The organism is Streptomyces sp. GL_141, from assembly GCF_057834385.1.
On record NZ_CM174402.1, the window covers coordinates 4084685 to 4105513 of the forward strand.

A 20829-nucleotide genomic window follows, 5' to 3' on the forward strand; every position below is an offset into this window, starting at 1 on the left:
AGGGGGTGGGGCGCACGTTTCAAGGGGGCTACATCGTGCTGACCGCACTAGGACTCGATTCGGTCGCGGAATCCGTGTACCGCGCCATGCTCGCCGACCCGCGGGGCGGCGTCGCCGACCTCGTCGAGCGGGTGGGTGCGCCCCGGCAGGAGGTGCTCGGCGCCCTCGACCTGCTCAGCGAGCTGGCCCTGGTGCGGCCCTCGGCCGAGCAGGAGGGCAGGCTGCGGGCGGTCTCCCCCGACATCGGCATGGAAATCCTGATGGCCCGCCAGCAGCAGGAGCTCATGGCGCAGCAGCAGCGCCTGGAGGCCTCGCGCGCGGTCGCCGCCCAGCTCATCGCCGAGTACGCGGACCTGCGCCCGGCCGCCTCCAGCCCCGGGGTCGAACAGCTCATCGGCATCGACGAGATCCGCGACTGCCTCACCCGCCTGACCCGGGACGTCACCACCGAGGTCATGTCGTTCGCGCCGGGCGGCGCACAGCCCGCGGCACAGATGGACGCCTCGCGGCCACTGGACGAGCAGCTGCTGGACCGCGGGGTGCGGATGCGGACCGTCTACCTGAACAGCGTCCGCAACGACCCGGCCACCGTCGAGTACGCGAACTGGATGGCCGGCCTGGGCGGAGAGATCCGCACCGTACCGGTCCTGCCCACCCGGATGATCATCACCGACCGCGCCACCGCGGTCATCCCCGTCAGCAGCGACGACACCGCCGCCGGGGCGGTCCTCCTCACCGGACAGGGCACCCTGACCGCACTGTGCGCCCTCTTCGAGAGCGTCTGGGCCGGTGCGCAGCCTCTCGGTGAGGCCGCCCCGACGAGCAGCGGCGGACTGAGCCCCCAGGAATCCACCACCATCGCGCTCCTGGCCCAGGGCCACACCGACGAGTCCATCGCCAAGCGCCTGGGCGTCTCCCAGCGCACGGCACGCCGCATCGCTACCGACCTGATGGAACGCCTCGGTGCACGCAGCCGCTTCGAGGCGGGTGTGCGGTGCGTGCAGCGCGGCTGGATAACGGAGTAGCCCCGGGTCGCGCTCAGGCCCCCTGAGCCGCTCCCTGGGCCGTCTCCAGGACCAGGCGGATCTCGGTGACCTCGTAGCCCGCGCGGCTGAAGGCGGCGGCCATCGGGGCGTTCACGGCGTCCGTGGTGGCGGTGATGCGCTCGGCCCCCTCGGAGGCGTGGAAGCGGGTGATCTCGGCGAGGATCTCGTCGATCAGGCCCTGTCCGCGCTGCTCCGGGACCACGCCGAGGTAGCCGACGTTGCGGTGGTACGGGGTCGCGGACGGGATCGCCAGGCCGGCGAGGGTGCCGTCGGGCAGGTGGGCCAGGCGCCACCAGGAGCGCTCGCCCGGGCAGTCGGTGTAGAACTCGATGTCGTCGCGCGCCAGTTCCTCGGCGTCGATCGTGCGGAGCTCGTTCTGCGTGTGCAGGTCCAGGCTGCCCTGCGAGAGGCGGACGAAGGCGTCCAGGAACTCCTCGTCGGTGCCTTCGCGGAAGACGAGGCGGCCCGTGGGCTCGGCGGTGCCGGCGGCCGGGGTCCACTCGAAGCGGAGCCGCTCGATCTCGCGGACCAGGCCGGAGGAGGCGGCGGCCTTCTGCCGCCAGGCGACCGCGTCGGCCATGCCGTCGGGAGAGGTGCGCCAGTCGCGCGGCAGCGAGATGTTGTAGTCGGGGACCTTGCCGAAGGCCTCGTGCCCGGCGGCGAGCAGTGCGGCGGCGACGGCGGCCGGGTCGGCGACGGAGCCGCGCACCTGGAGGCAGTCGAGCGCGAGCGGGCGCTCGCTGTCGGCGCGGCCCCACCACAGGGCGCGGGCCAGGACCTCTCCGTTCTCGTCCTCGGCGATCCAGGTCCACTCGGGGCGCATCCGGCCCGCGGCGAGCTCTTCGCGGATCTTCTCGGGGGTGAGGGCGGGGACGGGGCCGTCGGCCGGGTAGGCGAGGGCGCGGTCCAGGTCGGTGGGGTCTGCGGTGGCAGCGCGGAAATGCATGGGCCGATGATCACACCGGACGGATGCGTTCTCCAACGACTTTCCGCACGTCAGAGGCAGTTGGGTACGGATTCCGGCCTCCGGGTGCACTACCCGGAGGCCGGTCCGCCGGGCCGTCAGGACCAGGTGATCAGACGGCGCGGGTGCTCCAGGACGGCGGCGATGTCCGCGAGGAAGCGGGAGCCGAGTTCGCCGTCGATGAGGCGGTGGTCGAAGGACAGCGCCAGGGTGGTGACGTGGCGGGCCTTGACCTTGCCCTTGTGGACCCACGGCTGGAGCTTGATCGCGCCGACCGCGAGGATCGCGGACTCGCCGGGGTTCAGGATGGGCGTACCGGTGTCGACGCCGAAGACGCCGACGTTGGTGATGGTGATGGTGCCGTTCTGCATGTCGGCCGGGGAGGTCTTGCCCTCGCGGGCCGTGGCGACCAGCCCGGACAGGGCCTGCGACAGCTCGCCGAGCGTCTTGGCGTGGGCGTCCTTGATGTTCGGGACGATCAGCCCGCGGGGGGTGGCCGCCGCGATGCCCAGGTTGACGTAGTGCTTGAGCACGATCTCCTGGGCCGCCTCGTCCCACGAGGCGTTGACCTCGGGATTGCGGCGGATCGCCACGAGGACGGCCTTGGCGATCAGGAGCAGCGGGTTGATCCGCAGACCGGCGAGGTCCGGGTCGTCCTTGAGCTCCTGGACCAGCTTCATCGTGCGGGTCACGTCGAAGGTGATGAACTCGGTGACGTGCGGCGCGGTGAAGGCGGAGCCGACCATGGCCTGGGCGGTGACCTTGCGGACGCCCTTGACCGGGATGCGGGTCTCGCGGACCGATCCGGACACCTCGGCCGGGGCCTGTACGGGGGCCGCCTGGGCCGCCGCCGGAACCGCCGGGGCCACCGGGACCGCCGGGACCGCCGGAGCCACGGTCTGCGGGGTGATGGCCGCCGCTGCCGCCGCGTGCACGTCCTCGCGGGTCACGACCCCGCCGTCGCCGGTGGGGACCACCGCGGCCAGGTCGATGCCGAGGTCCTTGGCGAGCTTGCGTACCGGCGGCTTCGCCAGTGCCTTGCCCGCGCCGCCCTGGGCGGGGACCACCACGGGGGCGGCCGGGGCGGCCGGGGCGGCAGGAGCGGCCGGAGCCGCCGCGGCGTGGGCCACGCCCGTGCCGTTCTGCGCGGCGACCGCCGGCTGCGGCGCCTTGCGCGGGCGGCGCTTCGTAGAGGCGGTGGAGACTCCGTAACCGACCAGGACGGGCTGGCGGGCCGCGGGGGCCTCGGGCTCCGCGGCGGCGGGGGCCGGTGCGGCAGCGGCGGGGGCCGCGGCCACGGCCTCGGCCGGAGCCTCGTCCGCCGGACCCGTCCGTACGGAGATGATGACCTGGCCGACGTCGACCGTGACGCCCTCCTCGAAGAGGAGCGCGTGCACGACCCCGTCGAAGGGGATCGGCAGCTCGACGGCCGCCTTCGCCGTCTCCACCTCGCAGACGACCTGGCCGTCGGTGACGGTGTCACCCGGCTGGACGTACCACTTGAGGATCTCGGCCTCGGTGAGGCCCTCGCCCACATCGGGCATCTTGAATTCGCTGATCGTCATCGCAGGGCTCTCCTCAGTACGCCAGCGAGCGGTCGACTGCGTCGAGCACCCTGTCCAGGCCCGGCAGGTACTCGTCCTCCAGGCGGGCCGGCGGGTACGGGGCGTGGTAGCCGCCCACGCGCAGCACGGGCGCCTCCAGGTGGTAGAAGCACCGCTCCGTGATGCGAGCGGCGATCTCCGAACCCACACCGAGGAACACCGGCGCCTCGTGGACCACCACGAGCCGGCGGGTCTTCTCCACCGACGCCTGGATCCCGTCGAAGTCGACCGGGGACATCGAGCGCAGGTCGACGACCTCCACCGACTTGCCCTCCTCGGCGGCGGCCGCCGCGGCCTCCAGGCAGACCTTCACCATGGGCCCGTAGGCCGCCAGGGTGATGTCGGTGCCCGTGCGGGCCACCCGCGAGCCGTGCAGCGCGTCGGGGATGGCCTCGGTGTCGACCTCGCCCTTGTCCCAGTAGCGGCGCTTCGGCTCGAAGAAGATCACCGGGTCGTCGCTGAGGATGGACTGCTGGAGCATCCAGTAGGCGTCGCTCGCGTTGGACGGCGAGACCACCTTCAGGCCCGGGACGTGCGCGAACAGCGTCTCCGGGGACTCCGAGTGGTGCTCGACCGCGCCGATGCCGCCCGCGTACGGGATGCGGATGACGACCGGCATCTTGATGGTGCCGAGCGAGCGCGCGTGCATCTTGGCGAGCTGCGTGACGATCTGGTCGTACGCGGGGAAGACGAACCCGTCGAACTGGATCTCCACGACCGGCCGGTACCCGCGCAGGGCCAGGCCGATCGCGGTGCCGACGATGCCCGACTCGGCGAGCGGGGTGTCGATGACCCGCTCCTCGCCGAAGTCCTTCTGCAGTCCGTCGGTGATGCGGAAGACGCCGCCGAGCTTGCCGACGTCCTCACCCATGATCAGGACCTTGGGGTCCTCTTCGAGGGCCTTGCGCAGGGAGTCGTTGAGCGCCTTGGCGATGGTGAGCTTCTGTACGGCCATGACGGTCACTCCCCGCCTTCGAAGGACGCGAGGTAGGCGGCGAACTGCGCGCGCTCCTCGTCGACGAGCGCGTGCCCGTCCGCGTAGACGTTCTCGAAGATCGCCATCGTGTCGGGGTCGGGCATCGAGCGCACGACCTCGCGCACCCGCTTGCCGAGCGCCTCGCTCTCCACCTCCAGCTGCTCGAAGTACGCCTCGTCGGCGCCTCCGGTGGCCAGCAGGTGGGCCTTCAGGCGCAGGATCGGGTCCTTGGCCTCCCAGGCCGCCGTCTCCTCGTCGCGCCGGTACTTCGTCGGGTCGTCGGAGGTGGTGTGCGCACCCATCCGGTACGTGAAGGCCTCCACCAGGGTGGGCCCCTCTCCCCGGCGGGCCCGCTCCAGTGCCCAGCGGGTCACCGCGAGGCAGGCCAGCACGTCGTTGCCGTCCACCCGGACGCCCGGGAAGCCGAAGCCCTGCGCGCGCTGGTAGAGCGGCACGCGCATCTGGCGCTCGGTGGGCTCGGAGATGGCCCACTGGTTGTTCTGGCAGAAGAAGACCACCGGCGAGTTGTAGACCGCCGAGAAGGTGAAGGCCTCCGCCACGTCGCCCTGGCTGGACGCGCCGTCGCCGAAGTAGGCGATGACGGCCGAGTCGGCGCCGTCCTTGGCCACGCCCATGGCGTACCCGGTCGCGTGCAGCGTCTGGGAGCCGATGACGATCGTGTACAGGTGGAAGTTGTTGGTGGTCGGGTCCCAGCCACCGTGGTTCACACCGCGGAACATGCCGAGGAGATTGGTCGGGTCGACCCCCCGGCACCAGGCGACACCGTGCTCGCGGTACGTCGGGAAGACGTAGTCGTCGTCGCGCAGGGCCCGGCCGGAGCCGATCTGGGCGGCCTCCTGGCCGAGCAGCGAGGCCCACAGGCCCAGCTCGCCCTGGCGCTGGAGGGCGGTCGCCTCGCCGTCGAAGCGGCGGGTCATGACCATGTCGCGGTAGAGACCGCGCAGGTCATCGGTGGTGATGTCGGCGACGAAGGGCGCGAATTCCGCGACGTCGGGATTCTCCGCGACGTCGACGCGCACCCCCTCGGGCGTCAGCAGCTGTACGAGCTGAGGCTCGGCGTCATGCGTCTTCGCGGTGGCAGCGGCGGGCTTGGCGGCGCTTGCCGCGCCGGCCGGCCGCTTGGTGCCGCTGCGGCGCGGCTTGCGCGCGGCAGTGCTCTCCACGGTCACGATTGCTCCTCCGTCGGTCCGGCACCCGGGTTCTCCGGGGTCCAGTGCGGCTCACCTGGATCTCTGCCCGCGCACGGGGTGGGTGCGCTTCGGGTCTGGGATTCAGGCGTGACAGGTGCCCCGGCGAGTGCCCTGCGCAATGCACGTTACCCAGTGCGTCGCATAACTGCGAAACCCCGTTTGACCTGCGATTTTGCTTGGATTTCCAAGTAAATCGGCGGAACCGGGAACAACCACTGGTCACAGCCTTGCAGGGGGCCGGAACAACGGCACGTTATCCCGCTCGCCACCGGCAGGGAAGGGGTGAGTGTGTGAAACTGAGTTCGTGCGCGAAAACGGAAAAATCAAGGTATTCCTCCTGGACGACCACGAAGTGGTACGTCGGGGTGTTCACGAGCTGTTGTCGATGGAATCGGACATCGAGGTCGTGGGTGAGGCCGGTACGGCCGCCGACGCACTGGTCCGGATCCCCGCCACCCGCCCCGACGTGGCCGTCCTCGACGTCCGGCTGCCCGACGGCAGCGGCGTGGAAGTGTGCCGCGAGGTGCGCTCCCAGAACGAGGACATCAAGTGCCTGATGCTCACCTCGTTCGCCGACGACGAAGCGCTGTTCGACGCGATCATGGCCGGCGCCTCGGGCTACGTGCTCAAGGCGATCCGCGGAAACGAGCTGCTCAACGCGGTGCGTGACGTGGCGGCCGGCAAGTCCCTGCTGGACCCCGTCGCCACGGCCCGGGTGCTGGAGCGGCTGCGCGACGGCAAGAACGGCAAGGGCGACGACCGGCTCTCCAACCTCACCGAGCAGGAGCGCAAGATCCTCGACCTGATCGGCGAGGGCCTGACGAACCGCGTGATCGGCGAGCGGCTGCACCTTGCCGAGAAGACGATCAAGAACTACGTCTCCAGCCTGCTGTCGAAGCTCGGCATGGAGCGCCGGTCCCAGGCCGCCGCGTACGTGGCCCGCCTGCAGGCCGAGAAGGGGCGCTAGCCTCCCCGCATTCGCTACACAGCGTTACGCCCCGTGGTCGCACCATTCCACGGGGCGCGCTGTTTAATTCGGGACTAACGTCCCCGATGTGCGGGGCGGGCTCCTCTTTTCCCACACGGTGTCGGTACCCGACAGTGGATGACATGTCCCCAGAGGAACTCCACGCCATCGAACTGCTGCGCCGCGTGCCGTACGGCCGAGCCGCCACCAGCATGCGCGCGCTGCCCTTCCTCGCCGTCGCGCGCCACATCGTGGTGAACGGCAAGGTCGTCCTGAGAATGCACGCCGGTTTCGGCTACCACCACGCCTGCAACGGCAGCGTGGTCTCGTACGGAGCCGACAACTTCAATTCCGGCGAGTCCCAGCTGTGGTCGGTGCAGTTCACCGGCACCGCGAACCTCGTCGAACCCACCACCGCCGAGTTGGAACTGTTCGGACCCGGTCCGCACTTCGTGGACGGTGCGGTCTTCGACCCCGTCTACATGCGGATCGAGCCGCACCTCGTCACCGTCCACACCCTCGCGGGCAATCTGGACCGGCAGTACCAGCACGCGCTCTGATCGATCCGCTCCGCGCCGTCCCCCCCGGGACTTTGGTCCCGTCCGGCCCGGTCGACGAAGAACGGCCCGGCGGCCTCTCACCGAGAGGCCGCCGGGCCGTTCTTCATGACACAGGGCTACTCCCCGTCGTCCCCGATGCCGTTGCCCTCGGGCGACTTCGACGGGCTCGGCGACGGCGTCTTCGACGGGCTCGGCGTGGGCGTCGGCGTCGGAGTGGGGGTCGGCGTGGGCGTCGGCGTCGGGGTCGGGCTGGGCGAGTACGAGTAGCTCGGCGACGCGGACTTGCTGCGGCTCGCGGACGGCGAGTAGGAGTACGAGCTCTCCGGCGCCGACTTGGACGCCGAGTTCTCCGGCGACGGGCTCTCCGGCGTCGTACTGGCCGAGGAGGACACGGAGCTCGCCGGCGGGGTCGGGCCCGTGCCGGGGTCCTTCTTGCCGCCGAAGTTGTCGACCGCGTAGGCCACACCGCCCGCGACCGCGAGGACGGCCAGGACCGCGAACAGCCACAGCTTCCAGTTGCCGCCGCCGGAGGGACGCTCGTTGTACCCGTCGTAGCCGCCGGTCCCGCCGTTGCCGCCCCCGCCCGGGTAGGCGGAGCCGTCGTCCGGGTTCAGCGGCGGCACCATCGGCTGCTGGAACTGCGAGGTGTTGGAGTGGGAGCCGTACTGCGGCTGCCCCTGGCCGGGCGTCGCCATCGCGGTGGTCTGCGCCGGGCCGCGCCCGTGCGGCAGCGCCATGGTGACCGGGCCGGTGTTCCAGGTGCCGGTGTTGGCCCCCTGGTCGTGCAGCATCTGCAGGGCGTACTGGACCAGCCCGCGCATCTCCTCGGCGCTCTGGAACCGGTCGTCCGGGTCCTTCGCGAGGGAGCGCATGACGAGCCCGTCGAGCTCCTGCGGGATGTTGCCGCCCTCCGGCAGCTGCGAGGGCGGGATCGGCGCGTCCTGCACGTGCTGGTAGACCACCGACAGCGGGGTCTCCCCGGTGAACGGAGGACGCAGCGAGAGGAGTTCGTAGAGCAGGCAGCCCGTCGCGTACAGGTCGGAGCGGTGGTCCACGGCCTTGCCGAGGGCCTGTTCGGGCGAGAGGTACTGCGGCGTTCCCATGACCATGCCGGTCTGGGTCATCGTCGACTGCGCGCCGTGCAGGGCGCGCGCGATGCCGAAGTCCATCACCTTGACCGCACCGGTGTCCGTGATGATCACGTTGGCGGGCTTGATGTCACGGTGCACGATGCCGTGCTGGTGCGAGTACGCGAGCGCTTCGAGCACGCCGGAGGTGATGATCAGCGCCTGGTCGGGGCCCGGGGCCTCGGCACTGATCAGCAGGTCGCGGATGGTGCGGCCCTCGACCAGTTCCATGACGATGTAGGGGACGACGTTCGGGCCGACCCGGTCCTCGCCCGAGTCGTACACGGCGACCACGGCATGGTGGTTGAGGCCGGCGACCGACTGCGCCTCGCGAGTGAAGCGGGCCTTGGACACCGGGTCCTCGGCCAGGTCCGGGCGCAGCAGCTTGACGGCGACGGTCCGGCCCAGCCGGACGTCCTCCGCGGCGAAGACCTCGGCCATGCCGCCCCGGCCCAGACGGTGGGTCAGCCGGTAACGGCCGTCGCCCACCAGGCCGCCCGCGCCCCAGTGCTCAGGACCCTCTGCCATCCCGGCGCCGCTTCCCTCGGGTTCGGGTGCCATCAGTCCTCACCGTCGTCTGTCTCGGCCGCCGCTCAGCGGTAGGTCCTCATCGTGTGCTCCGACGAACGCTACAGCCTCAGAACCGGTCACCGTTCGGACAAGGAGGTCCGCGCGCGACGACGCGGACCGCCTGTGGACCCCCTGTGGCCTTGTGGTCACGGAACGGGAACCTGGCTTGACGTCTGCTTGCCCTCCGGCAGACTGAGGCCGACATGCGCTCAGCCAGGGGCGTGGGGACCATCCCGAGGGGAAGCAACAGTCATGAGCCAGGACGGCACTCAGGGCCAGTACGCGGGCGGCTCTTTGGCCGGTGGCCGTTACCAGCTGAGGGACTTGCTCGGCGAGGGAGGCATGGCCTCCGTGTACCTCGCCTACGACTCCGCGCTCGACCGGCAGGTCGCCATCAAGACCCTGCACAGCGAACTCGGACGCGAACAGTCCTTCCGCGAACGCTTCCGCCGCGAGGCCCAGGCTGTAGCGAAACTGTCGCACACCAATATCGTCTCGGTCTTCGACACCGGTGAGGGCGTCGTCTCCTTCGCGGACCCCGGGGCGGCCGACGGCGCGGTCATGCCGTACATCGTCATGGAGTACGTCGAGGGACAGCCGCTCGGCTCCGTCCTGGACGGCGACATCAGGCAGTACGGGGCCATGCCGGCCGACAAGGCGCTGAAGGTGACGGCCGACGTGCTGGCGGCTCTGGAGAGCAGCCACGAGATGGGGCTGGTCCACCGCGACATCAAGCCGGGCAACGTCATGATGACGCGGCGCGGAGTGGTCAAGGTCATGGACTTCGGCATCGCGCGGGCCATGCAGTCGGGGGTCACCTCGATGACGCAGACCGGCATGGTCGTCGGCACCCCGCAGTACCTCTCCCCCGAGCAGGCGCTCGGGCGGGCCGTGGACGCCCGATCCGACCTCTACTCGGTGGGCATCATGCTCTTCGAGCTGCTGACCGGGCGGGTCCCCTTCGTCGCCGACTCGGCCCTGGGCATGGCGTACGCGCACGTCCAGGAGGAGCCGGTCGCGCCCTCCGCCATCAACCGCTCGGTCACCCCGGCGATGGACGCGCTGGTGGCGCGGGCCCTGAAGAAGAACCCGAACGAGCGCTTCCCCACCGCCGCCGCCATGCTCGACGAGGTCGCGCGGGTGGCGGGCGCCGGGCACACCGGGGCCCCGGTCATCGTCCCGGGCGCGCACCCGACGAACAGCGGTGCCGGCCTCGGCTCGGCCGTGTTCCCCCCGGTGGACTCCGCCCTGCAGGCGCCGCCGCACTCGGTGCAGCAGCCGTACCAGGCGCCGCACACCCCGGTGCCCTCCGCGTACGCGCCGACGCCGCCGCCGGCGCCGCAGTCCGGGGCGTACGGGTACCCGCAGCAGCACCAGCAGCACCAGCAGCACCAGCCGATGCACCAGCAGGCGCCCACCCCGGCGCCGTACTCGGCCTCGACCCCGCCGCCGTACACGATCTCGCCGCAGGGCGGGCAGAACAGTCACGGCCCGGCCGCGGGCGGGACCGGCAAGAAGAAGAACAACCAGCTCGTGATCGGCGCCATCGTCGTGGCGCTGGTGGCCATCGGCGGGCTGATCGCCGTGCTGAACATGGGCGGCGACGGCGACAAGGACAAGGCCGGGCCGTCGACCCCGGGCGCCTCCAACTCGGCGTCCGGCCCGGCGAAGGCCGGGCACAAGGGGCCGGACCTCTCGCGGACGATCGAGGAGTCCAAGTGCAAGGAGCCCCGGAAGGGCTCCGACGCCACCAAGGTGGTGGCACCGGACTTCCGGTACATGAACGAGGTCTCGGTGAAGGCGTGCATCCGGGCCGGAGGCTGGAAGTACGACCCGAAGCCGAGGGACGAGGCGGTCTACGGCGAGGGGACCATCGTGGAACAGCAGCCCGCGGGCGGCGCCGAGATCAACCCGAAGGGCACCACCTTCACCCTGTGGATCTCGACCGGCGACCCGGAGTAGATCCGGAGTAGACCCGGAGCAGGGGCACGCCCCGGAAGGGTGAAGCGCGGTTCGCCCGCGGGGCGCCGGTACTGATACATACGCGCAGGTCACACCCGCCGCACTCCGGGAGTCCTGTTGCACCACCGCGCACGCAACCTCGTACGTCTCCTCACCGCCGGCGCCGCGGCGCTGGCGGTGGGCGCGCTCGCCGTCTCGCCCGCCTCGGCCGCGGGGGCCTCGTCCAGCTGCGAGACCACCGGCGCCTACGGCAGCGCCGACTGGACGTGGCTGAACCGCTCCACCCTGATCCACATCAAGCTCACGTCCGTGGACACCTCGGACGACGCCCGCGTCGCGGGGATCCGGCTCTACACGCTGGACCACAGCGGCGGCTCGCACGACTGGCCCTGGCGCTTCAACAAGCGCGGGGCCGGCAAGAGCCAGACCTGGGAGACCACCCTCCAGGACAAGCGCGGGATCGACCGGGTCGGCGTGGAGGCCGCGGCGTTCAACGACGCCGGCTACCGGAGCCTGTGCGGCTCCGCTTCCGTCAGGAACCCGACCTTCTAGACGGGCGGCATCCCGAACGGCCCGTCCGGGATGCCGCTTATGTCCCTTTATGTAAATCTGAGTCCGTGACCTACGCCCGCGCGCTGCGCTGGACCGCCGGGGCAGCGATGGCAACCGCCGCGCTGCTGATCACGGCGCCCGCGCAGGCCGCGGCCCTCACCCCGCTCGCCCCCCTCGCCGCTCCCGTCGCCGCGTCGTCCAACGACCCCGCGCCCGCGACCGAGGTGGCGGACCGGGCCTTCGAGGATCTCGCCGGAAGCTCCGCCGGAGCCGGCCGGGAACGGCCCGGACGGCCGGTGGGCGAGCCCGCGAATCCCGAGACGGTGCTCGCCGCGCGTCCCGTCCCGGCGCACCCGCGCACCGAGCAGGTCCCGGCGGTTCCCGCGGCCCCCTCCGTCCCTCCGGTGAACGAAGTGATCGGCGCGTTCGGCACCGAGCCGAACGAGCGGGCCGCCGACCTGGCCGCGCACATACTGCCGCTCGGAACGGGATTCGCCCTGATGGGGCTGGGTCTCGGGTTCATGGGAATGCGGCTGCGCCGGGGCATGTAGCCCCCCGTCCGACCCCCGGGTCCCCCTTGGGACGTAGGCCCCAGGATGGTTGCGGTGAGGTACATACTCGGTATACATACTGAGTATGTCGATCCGCCACGGCCTTCTCGCCCTGCTGGAACGGGGCCCTAGGTACGGGTCCCAGCTCCGCACCGAATTCGAGTCCCGCACCGGTTCCACCTGGCCGCTCAACGTCGGGCAGGTGTACACCACGCTCGCCCGTCTGGAGCGCGACGGCCTCGTCGCCCCCGGTGGCGCGGACACCGCCGGGCACACCCTGTACGCCATCACCGAGACCGGACGCCACGAACTGCGCGCCTGGTACGAGCGTCCCGTCGACCGGGCCAACCCGCCCCGCGACGAGCTCGCCATCAAGCTCGCCATGGCCGTCGGCGCACCCGGCGTGGACATCCGCGCCGTCATCCAGGCCCAGCGGCACGCCACCGTCCAGGCCATGCAGGACTACACCCGGCTCAAGGCCCAGGCGCTCGCCGCCATCGAGAACGGGCGCTCCGGCGAACGCGACGACATCGCCTGGCTGCTGGTCCTGGAACAGCTGATCTTCCAGACCGAGGCCGAGGCCCGCTGGCTCGACCACTGCGAGTCCCGGCTCGTACGGCTGTCCGCGCGCGGGGAGCTCGCGCCGGCCGAGGCCGAACCGCCCGAGGGCACCGCGGCCTCCGGGGCCCCCGGCGCCCCCACCGTCCCGACCACGCCCACGACCACCGACCGGTCTCTTTCCCGTACCGCCCGCACGCGGCGGGTCTGAACCACCGCTCCACGTCCCAGGGGGGAACCCTTCATGCCCGACCAGCCCGTATTGCAGCTGGACCAGCTCGTCCGCATCCACGGCAGCGGCGCCACCGAGGTGCACGCCCTGCGCGGGATCGACCTCTCCGTGTACCCCGGCGAACTCGTCGCCGTCATGGGCCCCTCCGGGTCCGGCAAGTCCACGCTGCTGACCCTCGCCGGCGGACTCGACACCCCGAGCCGCGGCAGGGTGATCGTCGAGGGCACCGACATCACCACCGCGAGCCGCAAGCAGCTGGCCGCCCTGCGCCGCCGCAGCATCGGATACGTCTTCCAGGACTACAACCTGATCCCGGCGCTCACCGCCGCCGAGAACGTCTCCCTGCCGCTCGAACTCGACGGCGTCTCCGCCCGCAAGGCCCGGGTCTCCGCGCTCGCGGCCCTGGAGGAGATGAACCTCGGACAGCTCGCCGACCGCTTCCCCGACGAGATGTCCGGCGGCCAGCAGCAGCGCGTGGCCATCGCCCGCGCGCTGGTCGGCGACCGCCGCCTGGTCCTCGCCGACGAGCCGACCGGCGCCCTGGACTCCGAGACCGGGGAGTCCGTCCTCGCCCTGCTGCGCTCGCGCTGCGACGCCGGCGCCGCCGGGATCCTGGTCACCCACGAACCACGCTTCGCCGCGTGGGCCGACCGCGTGGTGTTCCTGCGCGACGGCAGCGTCGTCGACGAGACCCTGCGCAGCCAGGCCGACTCCCTGCTCTCCGGGCAGGCGGCCGCTCAGTGATCTCCTCGTACCACTCCTGGATCGCGGCGATCCGGATAGCCCGCCGCGACGCCTGGCGCTCCAAGGGCCGCAGTGCCCTCGTCCTGGCCATGATCGCCCTGCCGATCGTCGGCGTGAGCGCCGTCGACCTCACCGTGCGCAGCTCGGAACTCTCCCCCGAGCAGCGGGTCGTACGGGTGCTCGGCGCCGCCGACGCCAAGGTGCGCGACCCCCACATGGGCACGCCCATCTACCAGAGCCCCGACGCGCAGAGCTACGCCCCCGTCGGCGGATTCGACGACTACCAGCCGAGCGCCGGCGGCGGGGAAGAGGTCACCACCGCGCCCCAGCTCCCGGCCGGATCCCAGTCCGTCAAGGACAGCCTCTCCTACGCCAAGGTCCGCACCCGGTACGGGATCCTGGACACCGAGCTGCGCGAGATCGACCCGGCGAGCCCGCTGGTCAAGGGCCTGTGGACGCTGGAGCGCGGCCGACTGCCGCAGGCGGCGGGCGAGATCCTCGCCACCGGCGCCTTCCTGGAGGAGTCCGGGTACTTCCTCGGCTCCAGCGTGACCCCGCGCGAGTCGAAGACCTCGTACAAGATCGTCGGTGTCTACGAGCTGCCCGACGCGCTGGACTCGGCGCAGCTCCTCGCCCCGCCCGGGACCCTGCTGGCCCCGCTCGACCGGGACCTCAAGGCCGCCGGCGGCACGGGAGTTCGCCCCCAGGACGAGTTCCTGGTGAAGGTCGGCGGCGAAGGTTTCACGTGGAACATGGTCAAGGAGACCAACGCCAAGCAGCGCCTCGTCGTCGAGTCCCGCGCCGTGCTGCTGAACCCGCCGGCCGACTCCGAAGTGCCGCTCTACACGGAGCAGCCCAGGGACGCCTGGCGCCCCGGCGCCATGATCGGACCCGCCGAGCTCGCGATCGTCACCACCGTCGTCGGCCTCGCCATGCTGGAGATCTGCCTGCTGGCCGGACCCGCCTTCGCGGTCGGCGCCCGGCGCTCGCGCCGCCAGCTCGGCCTGGTCGGCGCCAACGGCGGTGACCGGCGGCACATCCGGGCCATCGTGCTCTCCGGCGGCCTCGTCATCGGCGCCGCGGCGGCCGTCATCGGCACCGCCCTCGGCATCGCCCTCACCCTGGCGCTGAGCCCGCTGCTGGAGTCGACGATCGGCCAGCGGTTCGGCCACTTCGACGTCCGCCCGCTGGAACTCCTCGCCATCGGCGGGCTCGCCGTCCTGACCGGGCTGCTGGCCGCGATCGTCCCGGCCGTCAACGCCTCCCGGCAGACCGTGCTGGCCTCCCTCACCGGCCGCCGCGGGGTGCGCCGGGCCAACCGGGTGCTGCCCGTCATCGGCCTGATCGCCATCGCGGGCGGGGCCGCCATCGCCCTGTTCGGCTCCGTCTCCAAGATGGGCGCCACCGTCGTCGCGGGCGGCAGCGCCATCGCCGAGCTCGGCGTCGTCGCCCTCACCCCCACCCTGGTCGGCCTGTTCGGCCGGGCCGGCCGGTGGCTGCCGCTGTCGCCCCGCCTCGCGCTGCGCGACGCCGTCCGCAACCGGGGGCGTACGGCACCGGCCGTGGCCGCCGTACTGGCCGCCGTCGCCGGCACCGTCGCCGTGGCCACGTACCAGCACAGCAAGGAGATCCAGGCGCGGCACGAGTACGTCGCCAGCCTGCCCTTCGGCACCGGACTGATCGAGACCAACGAGTTCACGGCGTACCGGGACGTGCCCGTGATGCGCGAGACCCTGACGAAGGAACTCCCGGTGGCCGTACGGGCCGACGTGGAGCGTCCCGTCGTCGGCAAGCCGGGCTGCACCCCGTGGGGCGACAGCCCGGACTGCGGGCGGGCCGAGATCATCATCCCCAAGGTGCAGCGCTGCCCGCTCTACGGGGCCGAGAACGGACCGAGTTCGTTCACGCTGGCCCAGCAGAAGGAGCTGCGCAACGACTGGCGCTGCCAGCACGACCGGTTCGGGGTTGCGAACTCCCTGGTCGTCGCCGACGAGAAGCTGCTGTCCGTGCTGGCCGTCGAGGACCCGGGCGCGGTGGCCGCGCTGAAGGCCGGCAAAGCCGTCTCCTTCAAGAAGCAGAACGTGCTCGCGGACAAGGTCACCGTCCGGCTGATCATGGGCCGGGGCGAGCCCGCCCCCGGGTCCGCCCCCGATGAGCCGGGAGCCGGCCAGGACAAGGTCTTCGCCGCCTACCAGGTGCCCGAATCGGTGAAGGGCTACGGCGTGGAGCTCGTGCTGCCGCCCACGGCCGCGAAGAGCGCCGGGATCGCCTCCGTCCCCTTCGGCTCGTACTTCACCCTCGACGGGGACGCGAGCTCCGAGCAGCGCCAGCGGCTCGAAGGGGCCCTCGACAAGCTGGGCATGGACACCAGCGTGCGGATCGAGAAGGGCTACGAGGGCGACGACAGCCTCGTCATGCTCGTCCTGACCGTCTTCGCGGGCCTGGTCACCATCGGCGCGGCCGGCATCGCCACGGGCCTGGCCCAGGCGGACGCCGAGGGCGACCTGAAGACCCTGGCCGCCGTCGGCGCACCGCCGCGGGTGCGGCGCACGCTCAGTGGCTTCCAGTGCGGGGTGGTCGCCCTGATGGGCGTCGTCCTCGGCTCGGCGGCCGGGATCCTGCCGGCGGTCGGGCTCCGGCTCACCGAACGGCGGGCCGCGGCCGATCTGGTCCGCAACGGCATCGAGAACGGCTACTCGGCCGCCTCCGAGGCCATTCCGTACATCCCGATCTCGGTGCCGTGGGCCACGCTGGGCGGCCTGCTGATCGTCGTCCCGGTGGGCGCGGCGCTGCTGGCGGCCCTGGTCACCCGTTCGAGCGGAGCACTGGCCCGTCGCGAGGTCTGACGAATCCGGTACCGGTTGGTGCCCCCGCACAGGGTGGATCACGCCCGTGCGGGGGCACACCGTGTGAATACGAAGGTGTGCGAGAGAATGACGGCATGGAGATGCCGAGGAGTGAACGGTCGCAGGACAGCCCCCCGCACGGCCTGATCGTGGGGCAGGACGGGATGCCGGTCGGCGGCGCCGATGACGAGTCGCGCGAGGTCCCGGTGACGGAGATGGTCGAACAGCCCGCCAAGGTCATGCGGATCGGCAGCATGATCAAGCAACTCCTGGAAGAGGTACGCGCCGCACCTCTGGACGAGGCCAGCCGGGTCCGTCTCAAGGACATTCACGCAGCGTCGGTGAAGGAGCTGGAAGACGGCCTGGCTCCCGAGCTGGTGGAGGAACTGGAGCGGCTCTCCCTTCCCTTCACGGAGGAAGCCATCCCCTCCGAGGCGGAACTGCGGATCGCCCAGGCCCAGTTGGTGGGCTGGCTGGAAGGCCTGTTCCACGGCATCCAGACGGCCCTGTTCGCGCAGCAGATGGCGGCGCGGGCCCAGCTGGAACAGATGCGCCGAGCCCTCCCGCCCGGCTCCTCCCACGAGGACGACGAGGAAGGCCCCCACGGCGCCATCCGCTCGGGCCCCTACCTCTAACCACCCCACCCACCCCACCGGGGCCGCCCCAGGGCGGCCCCGGAGCCATGTCCAGCCACCCACCACTCAAGGACCGGGGTCCGGTCCCTTTCAGCCGTCCGGCGTCTGAGGACCGGGGTCCGGGGCGGAGCCCCAGGGGGTCCGGGCGCAGCCCGGCACCCCTCCCAGCCCGTCCGGCGCTTGAGGACCGGGGTCCGGGCAGAGCCCGGGGAACGGTGGAAGGGCGGGTAGGGGACTTCGCCCCGCGCAGCGGCAAAGGTCGCAGCTGGGACTCCGCCCCGCGCAGGCGGCACACCTCGACCGCCCCCACGGGCCACCGGGTAAGAACCCGGTAAACGCCACAGCCCATCCGGCCCCAACCCACCGCATACTCGGGGAATGACCTACGACGCCATCGTCCTGGCAGGCGGCGCCGCCCGCAGACTGGACGGAGCCGACAAGCCGGGCCTCCTGGTCGGCGGCCGCCCCCTCCTGGACCGCGTCCTGTCCGCCTGCGAAGACGCCCGCACCACCGTCGTGGTGGCCGGCCGCAGGCCGACCGCCCGCCCCGTGCGCTGGGCCCGGGAGGACCCCCCCGGCGGCGGCCCCCTCGCCGCGCTGGACGCCGGGCTGCGGCACACCACCGCCCCCCTGGTCCTCGTACTCTCGGCCGATCTGCCGTTCCTGGACCGCGACACCGTCGCCACCCTGCTCCGCACCCTCGACGCGCCCGAACACCACGCCCGGGACGGAGCGCTGCTCCGGGACCCGGCCGGCCGCGACCAGCCCCTGGTCGCCGCCTACCGCGCCGAGCCCCTGCGCAGGGAAATCGCCCTGCTGGCCACCGAACACGGCTCGGTGAACGGCCTCCCCCTGCGCGCCCTCACCACCGAACTCGACCTCACCCCGGTCACCGCGGCCGCGCCCCTCGCCTCCTTCGACTGCGACACCTGGGACGATCTCGCCGCCGCCCGCGCCCGAATCAGAGAGCATGGAACCGTGCTGGAGCAATGGATCACCGCCGTCAAGAACGAGCTGGGCATCGACGTGGCCGTCGACACCAAGACCCTGCTCGACCTCGCCCGTGACGCCGCGCACGGCGTCGCCCGGCCCGCCGCCCCGCTGACGACCTTCCTCGTCGGCTACGCGGCGGCCCAGGCCGAAGCCACCGGGGCCGACCCCGCGCAGGCCGTGGCCGAGGCCTCCCGCAAGGCCGCCGAACTGGCCCTGCGCTGGGCCGCGGAAGGCGAGGCCGCGGAAGCCGCCGGGGCTCCGGGAGCCGGCCGCGAGGCCACCGGCCCCGAAGCGACCGGCTCCGGATGACCGCCGACCCCGGCACCGACGCCGACCGCGCCCTCGACCAGGCCCTCGCGCTGGTCAGCCGCGACCCCCGTTCCGCCGCCGCCGGCGGCCACCGCGCCGCGCCCTGGCACCGGGCCCGGGAGACCGCGACCCGTGCCGGTTCGGCCGTCCCCGGCCGCACCCACCGGATCTCCCTGTCCGCCGCCCTCGGGGAGGTGCTGGCCGCGCCCCTCGACGCCCTGGGCGACCTGCCGTCCTTCGACACCTCCGCGATGGACGGCTGGGCCGTCGCCGGGCCCGGCCCGTGGGCCATCCGCCCCGGCGAGAGCGCCCTGGCCGGGAGCGAGCGCCCCGCGCCCCTCGCGGACGGCGAGGCCGTACGGATCGCCACCGGCGCCCGGATCCCCGCGGACACCACCGCCGTGATCCGCAGCGAGCACTCCCGCGAGGCCGGCACCCTGCTGTACGCCGAACGTCCCGTCGCCACCGGCCAGGACATCCGCCCGCGCGGCCAGGAATGCCGCTCCGGCGACCTGTTGCTGCCCGCGGGCTCCCTGGTGACCCCGGCCGTCCTCGGCCTCGCCGCGGCCGCCGGGTACGACGAGCTCACCACCCGCCCCCGGCCGCGCGTGGAGATCCTGGTCCTCGGCGACGAACTGCTCACCGAGGGGCCCCCGCACGACGGGCTCATCCGCGACGCCCTGAGCCCCATGCTGGGCCCGTGGCTGACCCGGCTCGGCGCCGAGGTCATCGCCGTCCGGCGGCTCGGCGACGACCCGGCGGGCGCCGAAGCACTGCTGGCGGCCGTCACCGGCTCCGCCGCCGACGTGGTCATCACCACCGGCGGCACCGCCTCCGGCCCCGTCGACCACGTCCACCCCGTGCTCGCCAAGGCCGGCGCCGACCTGCTCGTCGACGGCGTGGCCGTACGCCCCGGGCACCCGATGCTGCTGGCCCGCATCGGCGGGGCCCCCGGCCCGGACCCGGTCCGCCACCTGGTGGGGCTGCCCGGCAACCCGCTGGCCGCCGTCTCCGGGCTGCTCACCCTCGCCGAGCCGCTGCTGCGCGCCCTGGCCGGCCGGCGCCCGCGCCCCCGGTACGCGGTGCCCGTGGAGGGCGACGTACCGGGTCACCCGCACGACACCCGGCTCGTACCGGTCCTGCTGACCGAGGACCACGCCGTACCGCTTCGCTACAACGGGCCGGCGATGCTGCGCGGCGTGGCCGCCGCCGACGCGCTGGCCGTCGTGCCTCCGAACGGGGCGCGGTCCGGACAGGAGTTGGAGATCCTCGATCTCCCGTGGGCCTCGGGGGGATGTTTCACGTGAAACTTCACGGATCCGACGCGATGGCGCGCGGCGCCGACGAGAAGCTCGTCTCGCGCCGCATCAAACTGCCCAAGCGCGTCGTCGAGAAACCGCTCCGGCAGGTCTCCCGGCGCCTGTTGATGGCGCTCTTCGTGATGTCCCTGACCGTGCTGATCGTGTGGATCGACCGCGAGGGCTACCACGACAACGCCAACGACAAGGTCGACTTCCTCGACTGCGTCTACTACGCGACCGTCACCCTGTCGACGACCGGCTACGGCGACATCGTCCCGTACAGCGACAGCGCGCGGCTGGTCAACGTCCTGCTGATCACCCCGCTGCGCGTGCTGTTCCTGATCATCCTGGTCGGCACCACCCTGGAAGTCCTCACCGAACGCACCAGGGAAGAGTGGCGGCTCAGCCGCTGGAGGAAGAACTTGCGTGACCACACGGTCGTCGTCGGCTTCGGCACGAAGGGCCGCTCCGCCCTGCAGACCCTGCTGGCCACCGGCCTCAGCAAGGAGCAGGTCGTCATCGTCGACCCCAGCGCGAAGGTGATCGACATCGCCAACGCGGAGGGGTTCACGGGGGTCGTCGGCGATGCCACGCGCTCCGAAGTCCTGCTGCGCGCCGAGATCCAGAAGGCCCGTCAGATCGTCATCGCCACCCAGCGCGACGACACGGCCGTCCTGGTCACCCTGACGGCACGCCAGCTCAACCGCGGCGCGAAGATCGTGGCGGCCGTCCGGGAAGAGGAGAACGCGCCGCTGCTGCGCCAGTCGGGCGCCGACGCGGTCATCACGAGCGCGAGCGCGGCGGGCCGGCTGCTCGGCCTCTCGGTGCTCAGCCCGAGCGCGGGCACGGTGATGGAGGACCTCATCCAGCAGGGCAGCGGGCTCGACCTGATCGAGCGTCCGGTGAACCGGGCCGAGGTCGGCAAATCGGTCCGGGACACCGACGACCTGGTCGTCAGCGTCCTGCGCGGCCACCGCCTGCTTCCGTACGACGATCCGCACGCGAGCCCCCTCCAGCTGACGGACCGCGTGATCACCATCGTCCGCGCGGCCCCGTCGGCCACCCCGCCCGTGGTGCTGGGTTCACCGGACTGAGCGCTCCCGGGGCGATAGCCTCCGGCC

At 72.2% G+C, this 20829-nt stretch carries 18 protein-coding genes; 13 read left to right on the top strand and 5 right to left on the bottom strand.

Going from position 1 to position 20829, the window contains the following annotated elements; all coding sequences use genetic code 11:
* Positions 1 to 35: 35 nt before the first annotated feature.
* Positions 36 to 1025 (top strand): LuxR C-terminal-related transcriptional regulator, encoded by a 990-nt coding sequence (locus AC3IX6_RS17810; protein WP_489371108.1) that lies wholly within the window; start codon positions 36 to 38, stop codon positions 1023 to 1025.
* Between the two features lie 13 nt (positions 1026 to 1038).
* On the opposite strand, the gene AC3IX6_RS17815 is transcribed toward AC3IX6_RS17810, so the two are convergent.
* The 4 genes from AC3IX6_RS17815 to pdhA all read right to left on the bottom strand — a co-directional run bounded on the left by AC3IX6_RS17815 (position 1039) and on the right by pdhA (position 5780).
* On the bottom strand, positions 1039 to 1992 hold the full coding sequence (locus AC3IX6_RS17815; RefSeq protein WP_489371109.1) for a GNAT family N-acetyltransferase: 954 nt from the start codon (positions 1990 to 1992) through the stop codon (positions 1039 to 1041).
* A 116-nt stretch (positions 1993 to 2108) separates the two neighbouring features.
* Positions 2109 to 3575 (bottom strand): dihydrolipoamide acetyltransferase family protein, encoded by a 1467-nt coding sequence (locus tag AC3IX6_RS17820; RefSeq protein WP_489371110.1) that lies wholly within the window; start codon positions 3573 to 3575, stop codon positions 2109 to 2111.
* 13 nt (positions 3576 to 3588) lie between these two features.
* On the bottom strand, positions 3589 to 4569 hold the full coding sequence (locus tag AC3IX6_RS17825; RefSeq protein ID WP_489371111.1) for an alpha-ketoacid dehydrogenase subunit beta: 981 nt from the start codon (positions 4567 to 4569) through the stop codon (positions 3589 to 3591).
* A gap of 5 nt (positions 4570 to 4574) precedes the next feature.
* Positions 4575 to 5780: a pyruvate dehydrogenase (acetyl-transferring) E1 component subunit alpha gene (gene pdhA / locus AC3IX6_RS17830; RefSeq protein ID WP_385367010.1), complete on the bottom strand. Its 1206-nt coding sequence runs from the start codon at positions 5778 to 5780 to the stop codon at positions 4575 to 4577.
* Between the two features lie 325 nt (positions 5781 to 6105).
* On the opposite strand from pdhA, the gene AC3IX6_RS17835 reads away from it, so the two are divergent.
* Both AC3IX6_RS17835 and AC3IX6_RS17840 read left to right on the top strand, forming a co-directional pair.
* A complete protein-coding gene (locus tag AC3IX6_RS17835; RefSeq protein WP_266906697.1) occupies positions 6106 to 6768 on the top strand; it encodes a response regulator in 663 nt (220 codons plus the stop codon).
* A 143-nt stretch (positions 6769 to 6911) separates the two neighbouring features.
* Positions 6912 to 7328: a pyridoxamine 5'-phosphate oxidase family protein gene (locus tag AC3IX6_RS17840; RefSeq protein ID WP_327253906.1), complete on the top strand. Its 417-nt coding sequence runs from the start codon at positions 6912 to 6914 to the stop codon at positions 7326 to 7328.
* Between the two features lie 116 nt (positions 7329 to 7444).
* Here the strand turns inward: AC3IX6_RS17840 and AC3IX6_RS17845 are convergent, their stop codons facing one another.
* Positions 7445 to 8983 (bottom strand): protein kinase domain-containing protein, encoded by a 1539-nt coding sequence (locus tag AC3IX6_RS17845; RefSeq protein ID WP_489371112.1) that lies wholly within the window; start codon positions 8981 to 8983, stop codon positions 7445 to 7447.
* 294 nt (positions 8984 to 9277) lie between these two features.
* On the opposite strand from AC3IX6_RS17845, the gene AC3IX6_RS17850 reads away from it, so the two are divergent.
* The 10 genes from AC3IX6_RS17850 (at position 9278) to AC3IX6_RS17895 (ending at position 20802) form a co-directional block, all read left to right on the top strand.
* Entirely contained in the window at positions 9278 to 10987 is a 1710-nt protein-coding gene (locus AC3IX6_RS17850; RefSeq protein WP_489371113.1) for a protein kinase domain-containing protein, read from the top strand.
* 117 nt (positions 10988 to 11104) lie between these two features.
* Positions 11105 to 11539: a hypothetical protein gene (locus AC3IX6_RS17855; protein ID WP_489371114.1), complete on the top strand. Its 435-nt coding sequence runs from the start codon at positions 11105 to 11107 to the stop codon at positions 11537 to 11539.
* Between the two features lie 65 nt (positions 11540 to 11604).
* Entirely contained in the window at positions 11605 to 12090 is a 486-nt protein-coding gene (locus tag AC3IX6_RS17860; protein ID WP_489371115.1) for a hypothetical protein, read from the top strand.
* An 85-nt stretch (positions 12091 to 12175) separates the two neighbouring features.
* Positions 12176 to 12859: a PadR family transcriptional regulator gene (locus AC3IX6_RS17865; protein WP_489371116.1), complete on the top strand. Its 684-nt coding sequence runs from the start codon at positions 12176 to 12178 to the stop codon at positions 12857 to 12859.
* A gap of 33 nt (positions 12860 to 12892) precedes the next feature.
* Positions 12893 to 13624, top strand: a complete 732-nt coding sequence (locus tag AC3IX6_RS17870; RefSeq protein ID WP_489371117.1) for an ABC transporter ATP-binding protein — start codon at positions 12893 to 12895, stop codon at positions 13622 to 13624.
* A complete protein-coding gene (locus AC3IX6_RS17875) occupies positions 13621 to 16470 on the top strand; it encodes an ABC transporter permease (protein ID WP_489371118.1) in 2850 nt (949 codons plus the stop codon). Before AC3IX6_RS17870 ends, AC3IX6_RS17875 begins: the two co-directional genes overlap by 4 nt.
* Before the next feature lie 95 nt (positions 16471 to 16565).
* Positions 16566 to 17105, top strand: a complete 540-nt coding sequence (locus AC3IX6_RS17880; RefSeq protein WP_384658525.1) for a bacterial proteasome activator family protein — start codon at positions 16566 to 16568, stop codon at positions 17103 to 17105.
* A 378-nt stretch (positions 17106 to 17483) separates the two neighbouring features.
* Positions 17484 to 18407: an NTP transferase domain-containing protein gene (locus tag AC3IX6_RS17885; protein ID WP_489371119.1), complete on the top strand. Its 924-nt coding sequence runs from the start codon at positions 17484 to 17486 to the stop codon at positions 18405 to 18407.
* Entirely contained in the window at positions 18404 to 19714 is a 1311-nt protein-coding gene (locus tag AC3IX6_RS17890) for a molybdopterin molybdotransferase MoeA (protein WP_489371120.1), read from the top strand. Before AC3IX6_RS17885 ends, AC3IX6_RS17890 begins: the two co-directional genes overlap by 4 nt.
* Positions 19702 to 20802 carry a potassium channel family protein gene (locus tag AC3IX6_RS17895; RefSeq protein WP_489371121.1) on the top strand — a complete coding sequence of 367 codons (1101 nt, stop codon included), beginning with the start codon at positions 19702 to 19704 and terminating at the stop codon, positions 20800 to 20802. Before AC3IX6_RS17890 ends, AC3IX6_RS17895 begins: the two co-directional genes overlap by 13 nt.
* Positions 20803 to 20829: the final 27 nt, after the last annotated feature.

Coding starts and splice junctions, on each gene's coding strand:
- AC3IX6_RS17895 (WP_489371121.1), top strand. CDS start 19,702: ATGTTTCACGTGAAACTTCACGGATCCGACGCGATGGCGCGCGGCGCC.
- AC3IX6_RS17840 (WP_327253906.1), top strand. CDS start 6,912: ATGTCCCCAGAGGAACTCCACGCCATCGAACTGCTGCGCCGCGTGCCG.
- AC3IX6_RS17850 (WP_489371113.1), top strand. CDS start 9,278: ATGAGCCAGGACGGCACTCAGGGCCAGTACGCGGGCGGCTCTTTGGCC.
- AC3IX6_RS17845 (WP_489371112.1), bottom strand. CDS start 8,983: ATGGCAGAGGGTCCTGAGCACTGGGGCGCGGGCGGCCTGGTGGGCGAC.
- AC3IX6_RS17870 (WP_489371117.1), top strand. CDS start 12,893: ATGCCCGACCAGCCCGTATTGCAGCTGGACCAGCTCGTCCGCATCCAC.
- AC3IX6_RS17815 (WP_489371109.1), bottom strand. CDS start 1,992: ATGCATTTCCGCGCTGCCACCGCAGACCCCACCGACCTGGACCGCGCC.
- AC3IX6_RS17885 (WP_489371119.1), top strand. CDS start 17,484: ATGACCTACGACGCCATCGTCCTGGCAGGCGGCGCCGCCCGCAGACTG.
- AC3IX6_RS17820 (WP_489371110.1), bottom strand. CDS start 3,575: ATGACGATCAGCGAATTCAAGATGCCCGATGTGGGCGAGGGCCTCACC.
- AC3IX6_RS17890 (WP_489371120.1), top strand. CDS start 18,404: ATGACCGCCGACCCCGGCACCGACGCCGACCGCGCCCTCGACCAGGCC.
- AC3IX6_RS17865 (WP_489371116.1), top strand. CDS start 12,176: ATGTCGATCCGCCACGGCCTTCTCGCCCTGCTGGAACGGGGCCCTAGG.
- AC3IX6_RS17825 (WP_489371111.1), bottom strand. CDS start 4,569: ATGGCCGTACAGAAGCTCACCATCGCCAAGGCGCTCAACGACTCCCTG.
- AC3IX6_RS17880 (WP_384658525.1), top strand. CDS start 16,566: ATGGAGATGCCGAGGAGTGAACGGTCGCAGGACAGCCCCCCGCACGGC.